Source organism: Actinomadura bangladeshensis (assembly GCF_004348335.1).
Taxonomy (GTDB): domain Bacteria; phylum Actinomycetota; class Actinomycetes; order Streptosporangiales; family Streptosporangiaceae; genus Spirillospora; species Spirillospora bangladeshensis.
The window spans coordinates 1-12,149 of record NZ_SMJW01000236.1; the positions used below are offsets into that span (position 1 = coordinate 1).

Annotated in this window: 13 protein-coding genes and 1 tRNA gene; 10 read left to right on the top strand and 4 right to left on the bottom strand. The window is 71.5% G+C overall.

The window, feature by feature from the left end:
• Nucleotides 1-131: 131 nt before the first annotated feature.
• Together E1284_RS32050 and E1284_RS32055 are read left to right on the top strand one after the other, a co-directional pair.
• Complete coding sequence (locus E1284_RS32050) at nt 132-770, top strand: NADH-quinone oxidoreductase subunit C (RefSeq protein WP_243714875.1); 639 nt, start codon at nt 132-134, stop codon at nt 768-770.
• A complete protein-coding gene (locus E1284_RS32055) occupies nt 763-1,716 on the top strand; it encodes a complex I subunit 1/NuoH family protein (RefSeq protein WP_131943904.1) in 954 nt (317 codons plus the stop codon). Before E1284_RS32050 ends, E1284_RS32055 begins: the two co-directional genes overlap by 8 nt.
• Before the next feature lie 29 nt (nt 1,717-1,745).
• On the opposite strand, the gene E1284_RS43350 is transcribed toward E1284_RS32055, so the two are convergent.
• Nucleotides 1,746-2,597, bottom strand: coding sequence for a ComEA family DNA-binding protein (locus E1284_RS43350; protein ID WP_243714876.1), 852 nt, complete (start codon nt 2,595-2,597; stop codon nt 1,746-1,748).
• 111 nt (nt 2,598-2,708) lie between these two features.
• Between E1284_RS43350 and E1284_RS32065 the strand changes: the two genes are divergently transcribed.
• The 7 genes from E1284_RS32065 (at nt 2,709) to htpX (ending at nt 10,117) form a co-directional block, all read left to right on the top strand.
• On the top strand, nt 2,709-3,242 hold the full coding sequence (locus tag E1284_RS32065) for a NuoI/complex I 23 kDa subunit family protein (protein ID WP_424923519.1): 534 nt from the start codon (nt 2,709-2,711) through the stop codon (nt 3,240-3,242).
• A complete protein-coding gene (locus E1284_RS32070) occupies nt 3,239-3,829 on the top strand; it encodes an NADH-quinone oxidoreductase subunit J family protein (RefSeq protein ID WP_207924068.1) in 591 nt (196 codons plus the stop codon). Before E1284_RS32065 ends, E1284_RS32070 begins: the two co-directional genes overlap by 4 nt.
• On the top strand, nt 3,829-4,200 hold the full coding sequence (gene nuoK / locus E1284_RS32075) for an NADH-quinone oxidoreductase subunit NuoK (RefSeq protein WP_131943907.1): 372 nt from the start codon (nt 3,829-3,831) through the stop codon (nt 4,198-4,200). Before E1284_RS32070 ends, nuoK begins: the two co-directional genes overlap by 1 nt.
• Nucleotides 4,197-6,230 carry an NADH-quinone oxidoreductase subunit 5 family protein gene (locus E1284_RS32080; RefSeq protein WP_131943908.1) on the top strand — a complete coding sequence of 678 codons (2,034 nt, stop codon included), beginning with the start codon at nt 4,197-4,199 and terminating at the stop codon, nt 6,228-6,230. The genes nuoK and E1284_RS32080 overlap by 4 nt, the downstream gene beginning before the upstream one ends.
• Nucleotides 6,227-7,732, top strand: coding sequence for a complex I subunit 4 family protein (locus E1284_RS32085; RefSeq protein ID WP_131943909.1), 1,506 nt, complete (start codon nt 6,227-6,229; stop codon nt 7,730-7,732). The genes E1284_RS32080 and E1284_RS32085 overlap by 4 nt, the downstream gene beginning before the upstream one ends.
• Nucleotides 7,732-9,195: an NADH-quinone oxidoreductase subunit N gene (locus E1284_RS32090; protein ID WP_131943910.1), complete on the top strand. Its 1,464-nt coding sequence runs from the start codon at nt 7,732-7,734 to the stop codon at nt 9,193-9,195. Before E1284_RS32085 ends, E1284_RS32090 begins: the two co-directional genes overlap by 1 nt.
• Before the next feature lie 67 nt (nt 9,196-9,262).
• Nucleotides 9,263-10,117 (top strand): zinc metalloprotease HtpX, encoded by an 855-nt coding sequence (gene htpX / locus E1284_RS32095; RefSeq protein ID WP_207924069.1) that lies wholly within the window; start codon nt 9,263-9,265, stop codon nt 10,115-10,117.
• A gap of 96 nt (nt 10,118-10,213) precedes the next feature.
• On the opposite strand, the gene E1284_RS32100 is transcribed toward htpX, so the two are convergent.
• A complete protein-coding gene (locus tag E1284_RS32100) occupies nt 10,214-10,702 on the bottom strand; it encodes a YajQ family cyclic di-GMP-binding protein (protein WP_131943911.1) in 489 nt (162 codons plus the stop codon).
• 139 nt (nt 10,703-10,841) lie between these two features.
• Here E1284_RS32100 and E1284_RS32105 point away from each other — a divergent pair.
• Nucleotides 10,842-10,923 (top strand) — tRNA-Tyr (locus E1284_RS32105).
• 121 nt (nt 10,924-11,044) lie between these two features.
• Here E1284_RS32105 and E1284_RS32110 read toward each other — a convergent pair.
• Together E1284_RS32110 and E1284_RS42680 are read right to left on the bottom strand one after the other, a co-directional pair.
• Nucleotides 11,045-11,242: a site-specific integrase gene (locus E1284_RS32110; RefSeq protein ID WP_207924070.1), complete on the bottom strand. Its 198-nt coding sequence runs from the start codon at nt 11,240-11,242 to the stop codon at nt 11,045-11,047.
• A gap of 518 nt (nt 11,243-11,760) precedes the next feature.
• A partial coding sequence (locus E1284_RS42680) for a hypothetical protein (protein WP_207924071.1) occupies nt 11,761-12,149 on the bottom strand: 389 nt, incomplete at its 5' end.

Consider the following 12,149-nt stretch of genomic DNA (forward strand, 5'->3'; position numbering starts at 1 on the left):
CGCCCGGTCCCGCCCCTTAAGGACGAGACGGAGAGGCGCCGCGTCCGGTCGGCCGACCACGACCCGTCGATCATTCCGGGCCTCGTCGACGACGATGACGACGACCACGACGACCGGATCGGGCGCGAGCGGTGACCGCCGGGTTGGCGGACGCCTGGACGGCCCGGTTCGGCGACGAGGTCAGCACGGAGGAGACGTCCGGCGGCCTCGCCGTCGGGGTCCCGCCCGAGCACTGGGTGGACGCGCTGACCTTCGCGCGCGACGACCTGGCCTGCGGCTTCTTCGACTGGCTGACCGGCGTGGACGAACTGGAGGACGGCTTCGCCGTCGTCGTCCACGTGTACTCGCTGGAGCGCCGCCACCACCTGCTGGTCCGGACCCGCGTCCCGAGGCGGGCCCCGGTGCTGGCGACGGCGACGGGCGTCTACCGGGGCGCCGCCTGGCACGAGCGCGAGACGGCGGAGATGTTCGGGATCCTGTTCGAGGGTCACCCGAACCTCGTCCCGCTGCTGCTGCCGGACGGCTTCGAGGGCCATCCGCTCCGCAAGGACTTCGTCCTCGCCGCCCGCGTCGCGAAACCATGGCCGGGCGCCAAGGAACCGGGCGAGTCGGGTCACGGCGCCCCGAGCCGCCGCCGCGTCCGCCCGCCTGGCGTGCCCGAGGACGGCCCTTGGGCGACCGCAGCGGAGCGCCAGCGGAGCGAGGATCGCGCCAGGGCCCCTCGGGGGTCTGGGGGGCGTCCCCCAGAAGGGCAGGGGCCCGATGCTTGAGGTCGTCGTCAAGCTGGCCCTGGTCGCGGCGGCGTTCGCGCTGCTTCCGCTGCTGGTGGGGCAGGCCGAGCACAAGGTGATGGCGCACATGCAGGGCCGCCTCGGCCCCATGTACGCGGGCGGTTTCCACGGCTGGGCGCAACTCGTGGCCGACGGCGTCAAGTTCGCGCAGAAGGAGGACGTGGTCCCGCGCGACGCCGACCGGTGGGTGTTCAAGCTGGCGCCGGGCGTGGCGCTCGTCCCGTACCTGCTGGTCCTGCTGGTGATCCCGGTCGGGCCGGGCGGCCAGGTCGCGCTCGACCTCGGTCCCGGCATCTTCTTCGCGCTCGCCGTCATGGGCGTCGGCGTGATCGGCGCGATCATGGCGGGCTGGGCGTCGGCGAACAAGTACTCGCTGCTCGGCGGGATGCGGGTGGCCGCGCAGCTGATGTCCTACGAGCTGCCGATGGTGTTCGCGGCGTCGTCGGTGGCGATGGCGGCGGGCACGCTGTCGCTGCCGGGGATCGTGGACGAGTGGCGCTGGTGGTGGCTGCCGTGGCAGGCCGTCGGCGCCGTGGTGTTCTTCGTCGCGGGCCTCGCCGAGCTGCGCCGCCCGCCGTTCGACATGCCGGTCGCCGACTCGGAGATCATCTTCGGCCCGTACACCGAGTACGGCGGGCTGCGGTTCGCGCTGTTCCTGCTCGCCGAGTACGCCGGGATCGTGGTGCTGTGCTCGCTCACGACCGTCCTGTTCCTCGGCGGGTGGAAGGGCCCGTTCCTGAACACCGAGCTGGGCTGGCTCTGGACGCTGCTCAAGATCGCCGTGCTGGCGTTCTGCGTCATCTGGCTGCGGGTCAGCTACCCGCGCATGCGCGAGGACCAGCTGCAGAAGCTCGCCTGGGCGTGGCTCGTCCCGCTGTCGCTGGCGCAGCTCGCGCTGACCGGCGTCCTCAGCGTCGCGCTCTGAGTCGGCGCGGGAAGGTCAGCGCAGGAGGGTCAGCGCAGGAAGATCGTGTAGTCGGCCATGAGGGGGAGGACGTCGGCCGGGATGTCGGCGTCCACCGCCATCTCCTCGGCCGACACGAACCCGCCGTGCTCCTCGCGGCGGCGGACGACCCGCTCGGCCATCTCCGGGGTCATGCCCGGCAGCGCCTCGATGATCTCGCGCGGCGCACCGTTGACGTCCACGAGGCCGCCGTCGTCGTAGCTGCGCGGCGCGTCGGGACGGCCGATCCGCAGCTCGCGGGCCAGCGCCGGGTCGTCGGCGGCGAGCGCGCGGGCCTCCTCGCGCAGCGTCCGGCGGTACCTGGCGTACTCGATCGCGCGCTCGTTCTGCCGGTTGCGGGGCGCCTCGCGCGGGAAGACCGACGTCCGGACCGCGAACGCGTGCCCGGTGCCGGCCAGCCACAGCAGGATCGCCACGAACGACCCGAGCACGGTGAGCACCGCGTTCCCGGACTGCATCAGCGTCACGACGGCGGCCGTGCCGGCGCCGTACCCGGCGGCGGTGGCGCCGAGCCCCCACGAACCGCGCCGGATGGCCGCGTAGAGGAACGAGAACGGCGTCCCGTAGCCCAATGTGATGAACGGCACGAAAGCCCACAGCACGCCGCCGGCGGCGTCCGAGCCCGCGGGCGGCACCGGAGGGGAGGCCGGCCCGGGAACCGGCGGCCCCGGGAAGGGCGGGCCGGGGAACGGGGCCCCGGGAGCGCGCCACCCGGACGGCCCGTACGCCCGCGGCGCCGGCCGGCGGTTCGGCTGCGTGTGCCCCTGATGCGGGAGCCCGGGGGCGGGACGCGGCCGGCGGCCCTGCTCGGGATCGAACGGGCGGTCTGCGTGCTGGCTCACATCCCCTCCCTGCCCGTAAGCGCGCCACATACCACACGGCCTACTGCAGGTAGGACGAATGCCGAGCCCATCGCGTTCCCCCGGGGCCCGTCGTACGCAATCATGGGGCGCGTGGGACGGCTACCAGGAGGCGGGCTGGCCAAGGGGCTGGCGGTCACGTTGCGGACGATGACGCGGCGGTCCATAACGCGTCAGTACCCCGAAGTGCAACCCGATCTGCCCCCGCGCAGCAGGGGCGTCATCGCGCTGTTCGAGGAGAACTGCACCGTCTGCATGCTGTGCGCCCGCGAATGCCCCGACTGGTGCATCTACATCGACTCCCACAAGGAGACCCTCCCGGCCGAGGGCGGCGGACGCCCCCGGACCCGCAACGTCCTCGACCGGTTCGCGATCGACTTCGCGCTGTGCATGTACTGCGGGATCTGCATCGAGGTGTGCCCGTTCGACGCGCTGTTCTGGTCGCCGGAGTTCGAGTACGCCGAGTACGACATCGCCGAGCTGACCCACGAGAAGGAGCGGCTCCGCGAATGGATGTGGACCGTCCCGCCGCCGCAGGCCCACGACCCGTCCGCCGAACCGCCGAAGGAGATCGCCGCGGCGGAGAAGGCGGCGGCCCGCGCGGCGCGCCGGGGTCCGGGCCGGTGAGCGGGCAGGAGGTCGTGTTCACGCTGCTCGGCGTGGTCGCGGTCGGGTCCGGGATCCTGGTGGTGACGACGCGGCGGCTCGTCCACGCGGCCCTGTGGCTGGTCGTGTCGTTCGGCGCGCTCGCGGGCGGCTACCTGGTGCTGACCGCGGAGTTCGTCGCCTGGGTGCAGGTCCTGATCTACGTCGGCGCGATCGTGGTGCTGCTGCTGTTCGGGATCATGCTGACGCGGGCGCCGATCGGGGAGTCCGCCGACCTCGACTCCGGCAACCGGTGGGCCGCGCTCGCCGTCGCCGGCGGCACCGCCGCCGTCCTGGTCACGGTGATGGTCATCGGGTTCCGGGACGAGCGGATGCCGCTGCGCGCGGGCGGCGGGTCGGCGGAGGAGCTCGGCGCCGCCGTGTTCCGGACGTGGGTGCTGCCGTTCGAGGTGCTGTCGGTGCTGCTGCTGGCCTCGCTGGTCGGCTCCATCGTCCTGTCGCGCTCCGACATCGGCCCGGAGGCGTCAGCCCCGGAGGCGTCAGCCCCGGAGGCGTCAGCCCCGGAGGCGTCAGCCCCGGAGGCGTCCGGGCCGGGGGAGGAGGGCTGATGCATCTGGCCTATCCGACGGTCGTCGCCGCGCTGCTGTTCTCCGTTGGCGTGTACGGGGTGCTGGCGCGCCGCAACGCGATCCTCGTGCTGATGTCGGTCGAGCTGATGCTGAACGCGGTCAACCTGAACCTCGTCACGTTCGACGTCTGGTATCAGGACAAGCTGCACGGCGGCCAGGTCCTCACGCTGTTCACCATCGTGATCGCGGCGGCGGAGATCGGGCTCGGGCTCGCGATCGTCCTGCTGGTGTTCCGGAACCGGAAGATGATCGACGTCGACCGGCTGCGCACGTTGGCGGAGGACGGGGGCGCTCCGCCGCGTCGTCCGGCCGAGCCGGAACCGGAGCCCGAGGCGGTCGACGCGCAATGATCTGGCTCGCCTCGCTGGTGGCCCTGCTGCCGTTCCTCGCCGCGTTCGCCGGGATGCTGCTCGGACCGTCCCTGACCCGGGCCGTGCGCGGCCTGCCGGGCGGCGGCCCCGGCGTGATCGCGTGCGTCCCGGTCGGCGTCTCGGCGGTGCTGTCGGCGATCGTCGCGTTCGTCGTCTGGCGCGACCCGGGGCCGCGGACGGGCGTCCTCACACTGGTCGACACGGGCTCGGTGCCGATCGAGGTCGGGCTGCAGGTGGACGGACTGTCCGCCGCGGTCGCGCTCATGGTCTGCTGCGTCGCCCTCGCCGTCCAGGTGTACTCGGTCGCCTACATGCGCGGCGACCGGCGGTACTCGTCCTACGCGGCGTTCATCTCGCTGTTCACCTCCGCGATGCTGCTCGTCGTCTACTCGGGCGACCTCCTGCTGCTGTACGTGGGCTGGGAGGTCATGGGCATCTGCTCGTACTTCCTGATCGGGCACCACTGGGAGGAGCGGGCGACCTCGCGGGCGGCGGTCAAGGCGTTCCTCGTCACGCGGCTCGGCGACGCCGGCTTCCTGATCGGCGTGATCGTCCTCGGCGTCGGCGCCGGGACGTTCGACATCTCCGCGATCGCCGCGTCGGCGCCGGACCTGCCCGCCGCGACCGTCACGGCCGCGGCGCTGCTGCTGCTCGCCGGCGTCGCGGGCAAGAGCGCCCAGTTCCCGCTGCACACCTGGCTCCCGGACGCGATGGCGGGCCCGACCCCGATCAGCGCGCTCATCCACGCGGCGACGATGGTCGCGGCCGGCGTCTACGTCATCGCCCGCGTGTACGGGGTGTTCGTCGCGGCGCCGGACGCGCTCGCCGTCCTCGGCGTCATCGCGGTGGTCTCCATGGTCGGCGCGGCCTGCGCCGCCCTCGCGCAGGACGACCTGAAACGCGTCCTGGCGTACTCGACGATCAGCCAGCTGGCGGTGATGGCCGCCGGGCTGGCCGTCGGCGCGAAGTCCGCGGCCGTCTTCCACCTGCTCACGCACGGCGCGTTCAAGGCACTGCTGTTCCTCGCCGCCGGATGCGTCATCGTGACGGCCGGGTCGAACATGCTCCGCGACTACGGCGGCCTCCGGCGCGGCATGCCGATCACGTTCGGGGCGATGACGGTCGGCCTGGCCGCGCTCGCGGGCGTCCCGCCGTTCAGCGGCTGGTTCTCCAAGGACTCCGTCATCGAGGCCGCCCAGCACTCGGCCCTGCACGGCGGCGAGTCGGCCGCCTTCTCCGCGCCCGGCGCCGTCATGCCTCCGGAGGTGCCGGCCGCCTCACCGACCGGGTTCCCCTCCGGTCTGTTCCAGGGGTGCCTGACGGACCCGCCGATCGACTGCCACGCGATCCAAGCAACCGTGACGGGCGGAGTGCTCCAAGCGGATCTCGTCGCCACCGCCTACACCGTGGACGTGCCGGGCGGGGTCGCGTGGCTGGTCTATCTGGGCTTGCTGGTCACGGTCGTCCTGACGGCGGCCTACGCGATGCGCACGTGGCTGATGATGTTCTTCGGCGAGACGCGCGGATCGTACGAGGTGCGCGACCCGTCGCGCTTCATGTCGTGGACGGTCGCGGCGCTGGCCGTCCCTGCCGCGATCCTCGGATTCTTCGGGCTCGGGGCTTCGGAACTGCGCCCGCACCTCGGAGCCTCGCTACTCAGTGTTCTGCTGGTGGCGCTTGGGGCAGGTGTCGCCTTCCTGGTGTGGAACCGTGACCCGGCACTGGATCCGGCGCGCGCGCTTGGGCCGGTCCGTCCTGTCTTCGCGCGGGGCTTCTTCGTGGACGAGTTGTACGCGGTGGCGATCGTCCGTCCGGTGAAGGCCCTGGCGCGTTACGTCGTGGCGTTCGACCGCGCCGGCGTGGACGCCGCCGTCGTCGGGACGGGACGCGGTGCACGCCGCCTCGCGGAGCTGTCCCGCCTCCCGCAGAACGGGAACCCGCAGACCTACCTCACCGGCCTGCTCGCCGGCGTCGTCGTCATCGTGGCCGGGGTGGTGCTCCTCCTGTGATCTTCGTGCTCATGATGGCGATCCCGCTGGCCGGGGCGCTCGCGCTGCTCGTCCCGGCGGACCGGTTCCTGCGCACGGACTTCGCCGTCCGGGCCTTCGGCACCGCCGTGTCGGCCGCGACGCTGCTCGTCGCGATCTCCGCGCTGACCGCGTTCGACTTCGGCGCCACGTCCCGCATGCAACTGGAGATCGACCGGCCCTGGGCGCCCGCGATCGGGCTGCGCTTCCACCTCGGCGTCGACGGGATCTCGCTGCCGCTCGTCGTCCTCACCGCGCTGCTGACGTTCCTGTGCTTCCTCTACACGCTGCGGCACCCGCCGGCGGGCGGCCGGATCCGGCTGCTCACCGCGCTCCTGCTCGTCCTCGAGATCGGGATGCTCGGCACGTTCGCCGCCCTCGACCTCGTGCTGTTCTTCGTGTTCTTCGAGACCGTCCTCGTCCCCATGTACGTGGTGATCATGCTGTGGGGCGGGACGGGACGCCGCGCCGCCGCCTACAAGTTCATCCTCTACACGCTGCTCGGCTCCGGCCTCCTCCTCGCCGGGATGCTGCTGGTCGGCGCGACGTCCGGCACGCTCGACATGACCGCGCTCGCCGCCCGGCACGGATCCGGGCTGACGCGCGGCATCCAGATCACGGCGTTCGCGCTGATGGGCGTCGGTTTCGCCGTCAAGGCGCCGATGTGGCCGCTGCACACCTGGCTGCCGGACGCGCACACCGAGGCGCCGACCGTCGGATCCGTCCTGCTCGCCGGCGTGCTGCTGAAGATGGGCACCTACGGGCTGGTCCGCGTGGCCCTGCCCCTCGCCCCGGACGGCGCCGCGTTCTGGGCCCCGTGGCTCGGCCTCCTCGCCGTCATCGGGATCATCTACGGCGCCCTCGCCTGCCTCGCCCAGCGCGACCTCAAACGGATGATCGCCTACTCGTCCGTCGGGCACATGGGCTTCGTCCTGCTCGGCATCGCGACCCTCACCCCCGTCGGGATCAACGCCGCGCTGTTCGGCAACATCGCGCACGGCCTGATCACCGGCCTGCTGTTCTTCCTCGCCGGGTCGGTCAAGGAGCGCTGGTCGACCACCGACATGGCCGCGATCGGCGGCGGCATGCTCGGCACGTCGCCCCGACTGGCCTCGATCCTGACGTTCGCGTCCGTCGCGTCGCTCGGGCTGCCGGGCCTCGCCGGCTTCTGGGGCGAGGTGCTCGCGCTGATCGGCGCGTACCGCCCGCACGCCGACCTGCCCCGCGAGACGTTCGTGACGTTCATGGCCGTCGCCGCGCTCGGCGCCGTCCTCACCGCCGCCTACTTCCTGCGGATGCTCGCGAAGCTGACCCACGGACCCGCCCCCGAGGGGGTGCCGCGCGGTCCGGTCGCCGCCGTCTCCGTCCAGGAGTACGCGGCCTGGGTGCCGCTGATCGCGCTCACCCTCCTCGTCGGCCTCTGGCCGAAGACCCTGCTGGACGTGACCACCGGCCCCGTCCGCGCGCTGTTCGGAGGCGGCTGATGATCCAGGGCATCGACTACGCGGCGATCGCGCCGCCGCTGATCCTCGCCGTCGCCGCGATCGTCCTGCTCCTCGCGGACGCGTTCGACATGCCGCGCCGCGTCCTGTCCCTGCTCTCGGCGGGCTCGCTGCTGGCGGCGCTGATCGCCGTGATCGCCCTGGCCTCCGGCGACCGCCGCGCCACGTTCTGCCTCCCGGGCGGCCTGCGCTCCGACGGCCCCCGGTCCTGCTCCTACGTCGCGGACGACTTCACCCTCCTCTTCCAGGGGATCGTCCTGGGCGCCGCAGTGGTCGTCGTCCTCCTCTCGCTGCGCGAGATCACCGACTCGAAGATGCCGGTAGGCGAGTACCACTTTCTCCTGCTCTCCGCCGTTATCGGGGCCTTGGCGCTGGTGGCCGCCCGCGACCTGGTCCTCCTCGTGGTCGCGCTCGAAACCCTCTCGCTGCCGGTGTTCGCACTCACGGCCCTCCGCCGCTACGACGGGAAGGCGTCCGAGGCGGCCCTGAAGCTGTTCCTGGTCTCGGTCGTCTCCACCGCGATCATGCTGTTCGGGATCAGCCTCCTCTACGGCGCGACCGGCGCGATGCACCTGGACCGGATAGCGCCCGCCCTCTCGCGGCTGCCCGCCGACCTGGACCCGATCGCCTCCGTCGGCTCCGTCCTCGTCCTCGCCGGGTTCGCGTTCAAGGTCGCCGCCGTCCCGTTCCACTTCTGGGCGCCGGACGTCTACCAGGGCGCCCCACTGCCCGTCGCCGCGTTCCTGTCCGTCGTCTCGAAGGCCGCCGGTTTCGCGGGCCTGGCGATCGTCCTCGCCCTGGGCCTGCCCGCGTACGGGCACGTGTGGGGGCCGGTGATCGCCGTCCTGGCCGCGCTCACCATGACCCTGGGCAACCTGCTGGCCCTCCGCCAGCGGACCGCGATCCGGCTGCTGGCCTGGTCGTCCGTCGCGCAGTCCGGCTACATGCTCGCGCCCCTGGCGGTCGGCTCGCACCGCCTCCCCGAGGCCGTCGCCGCCACCACCGCCTACGTCGCCCTCTACGCCGTCATGAACCTGGGCGCGTTCGCCGTCGTCATCGCCTACCACCACCGCCGCACGCTGGACGACTACCGCGGCCTGGCCCGCCGCAGCCCCGCCACCGCCGCCGCCCTCGCCTTCTTCCTGATCTGCCTCGCCGGACTGCCGCCCGGCGTCATGGGGCTGTTCGCCAAGGTCGTCGTCTTCCGCGCCACGGTCGCGGGCGGCGTAACCTGGCTGGCGGTGGTCATGGCGATCAACACGGTGATCGGGCTGTACTACTACCTGGCCTGGGCCGTCCGCCTGTTCACGCCGTCGCCCTCGGACGAGCACGACGTAGCGCCGGGCCCGCCCGCCCGCGCCGCGATCATCGCGACCGCGGCCGGCGCGATCGTCCTGTCGGCGGCCCCGCAGATCGTCCTGCAGACGGTGTCGCAGGCCACCTGACCGGGGAACGTTCACCCAGGTCAAACCGTTGATGTTCATGCCGGAGTCGACGGGGAGGCAGACGGAAGTGCGTAGTAACGGCGTCAAGACGGCAGCACTGATCGCCGCGCTGTCCGCCCTGATGCTCGTCGCCGGATGGGCGTTCGGCGGCAGAACGGGGCTGACGATCGCGCTGGTGATCGCCCTCGGCACCAACGGCGTCGCCTACTTCTTCAGCGACCGGATCGCGCTGCGCTCCATGCGCGCCCACCCGGTCGGCGAGGTCGAGGCCCCGACCCTGTACCGGCTCGTCCGGGAACTCTCGACGTCCGCCCGCCAGCCGATGCCGCGCCTCTACATCTCCGAGACCCGCCAGCCCAACGCGTTCGCCACCGGCCGCAACCCGCGCAACGCCGCCGTCTGCTGCACCCGCGGCATCCTGCACATCCTGGACGAACGGGAACTGCGGGCCGTCCTAGGCCACGAACTCTCGCACGTCTACAACCGGGACATCCTGATCTCCTCCGTGGCCGCCGCGATCGCCACAGTGATCACCTACCTCTCCCACCTGGCGATCTTCCTCCCCATCGGCCGCTCCGAGGACGACGACGGCCCCGGCATCCTCGGCGCGCTCCTGATGCTCGTCCTGGGCCCGGTGGCCGCCATGGTCGTCCAGATGGCGATCTCCCGCACCCGCGAGTACTCCGCCGACGCCGCCGGCGCCCGCCTCACCGGCGACCCTCTGTCCCTGGCCTCGGCCCTCCGCAAGATCGACGCCGGCACCCGCGCGATGCCCCTGCCGCAAGATCCCGAACTCGCGACCACCAGCTCCCTGATGATCGCCAACCCCTTCGCGGGCGCCGGCATAGGCAGGCTCTTCTCCACCCACCCGCCCACGGCCGACCGCATCGCCCGCCTGGAACGCATGGCGGGCCGCCGCTGAAAGGCCCGAACCACTCCGCCCCCGGCCGCGTCATAGAACACGAGAGCACGCCGGCCCCTTCTGCGGGGGAGAGGGCCGGCGCGCTCTGAGAGAGAACTACCTGTAGTTGACGAACTGCAGGGCGACATCCAGATCCTTGCCCTTGAGCAGCGCGATGATCTCCTGCAGGTCGTCCTTCTTCTTCGAGCTGACCCGCAACTCGTCCCCCTGGATCTGGGCCTTCACACCCTTCGGCCCCTCATCCCGGATGATCTTCCCGATCTTCTTGGCGTCCTCCTGGGCGATGCCCTCCTTGAGCCCCACGCCCAGCTTGTACACCTTCCCGGACAGCTTCGGCTCACCCGGATCGACCGCCTTGAGCGAGATGCCCCGCTTCACGAGCTTGTCCTTCAGTACGTCCAGCACCGCGTTGGCCCGCTCCTCGGTGTTCGCCTGGATCTCGATCGAATCACCGGACCACTTGATCCCCGCGTCCACGTTCCTGAAGTCGAACCGGTTGGCCACCTCCTTGGCGGCCTGGTTCAGCGCGTTGTCGACCTCCTGCCGGTCGAGCTTCGACACGATGTCAAACGACGAGTCGGCCACGGCCCACACATCCCCTCAGCAGCAACTTCCCGATCCCCAGAGCGTATCGACTCCAAACGATCAAGCCCACGCCCCCGACCCCGCGCCTCGATGTCACACCCACTCCCGACGTCCGCTATTCTTTCCAGTGCCATCGCGCGGCGGGTTGCCCGAGTGGCCAATGGGAGCGGACTGTAAATCCGTCGGCTTAGCCTACCCAGGTTCGAATCCTGGACCCGCCACACCAGCAGAAACAGCCCCTGACCAGGCACGACCCGGTCAGGGGCTGTTCTCGTTCTGTCCGGCTGTCTCTGATCGTTAACGGTCTCCTACAGCCGTCTGTGCCGAATACGTGCCGAAGTTCTAAGGCGTCTTTGGCCTGGTCGCTTCGCTGATTCGGCGCTTGGCGTCGTCCTCCTGCCCGGCCACGCACTTGGCGTAGACGCGGAGCAGGACGGCGACGCTATGCCCCGCCCACTCGGCGACCTGAGCCGGAGGGACGCCCGCACCGAGCCACGTCGACACGGCCGCATGCCGGAGGTCGTACGGCGTCTTGGCCAACGGCGAGACTGCCTCACGCTCGCTCAGCGCCGCCTGTGCCGAGCCCCGAGGTACGTCCGGTCAGTCATGCGTCATCGCCGCCCCGGGGACGTGCAAGAGGCCGGCGAGGCCACACCTGAGCGGAGCGAGGAGTTCCGACTCCTGTTCACCCAGCTTCAGGACATTCGCGGCCAACTCCGTCACCTCGGCGCCAGACTTGACGATCTGGACGAACGGACCAGGGACCTTTAGGCCCGAGCCACATTGCCAGTAGTGGTGTCCGCTCTTGAATGGCGACGACCGTACGGCACAGGAACCCACGGTGCCCCCACCGTTTCCTGTGCCGTACGGCCGTCAGGGCCAGGGCCACCCGTCAGGATGCGTGATGGCCATGACCAGCTCTCGAACCGATACCGCTTCCACCAAGCGCCACCCACGGTCGCAGCGCACGAGTGCCCACAGCGACCGCGTGTAGCGGCCCCGCCAGCACGTGACCTCGAAGCGTTCGGAGATCTCGGCGAGGGCCGCCCCGGCGTCCATCAGGACCCGTCCGTCTCCCCGAACGAGCCCGCGGCCGAGATCCACCGGTCCAACGCCGTCATCACGCGCGAGACCGCCAGCTCCATATCCGAGCAGGGCGCCAGCAGTTCCCCGGTGCTGGAGCGGTACCACCAGCCGCCGTCCCCGGCGGCAATGGTGACGCTGTCGCCCAGACAGGGCGCGCCGGGGAAGAACACGCGCAGCATGGGCGGCGTCTCGAAGTACCGGCGATCCACCGTCCATCCCTGCCGACGCAGCGCCCGCGCGAGCCGGTTGAGCAGCCGCCGCGCGGTGAGTGGCCGAGGCAGCGCGGTTAGTGCATCCGGGGGGATAAGCACCCGCCGCGCCGCCTCAGCCTCCCCCGAGGCCGCCCCACCCAGCGCAGGGA

Bases quoted from the DNA above. Each gene is read 5' to 3' on its own strand.
- E1284_RS32080 (WP_131943908.1), top strand. From the start codon at position 4,197: ATGATCTGGCTCGCCTCGCTGGTGGCCCTGCTGCCGTTCCTCGCCGCG.
- nuoK (WP_131943907.1), top strand. From the start codon at position 3,829: ATGCATCTGGCCTATCCGACGGTCGTCGCCGCGCTGCTGTTCTCCGTT.
- E1284_RS32090 (WP_131943910.1), top strand. From the start codon at position 7,732: ATGATCCAGGGCATCGACTACGCGGCGATCGCGCCGCCGCTGATCCTC.
- E1284_RS32055 (WP_131943904.1), top strand. From the start codon at position 763: ATGCTTGAGGTCGTCGTCAAGCTGGCCCTGGTCGCGGCGGCGTTCGCG.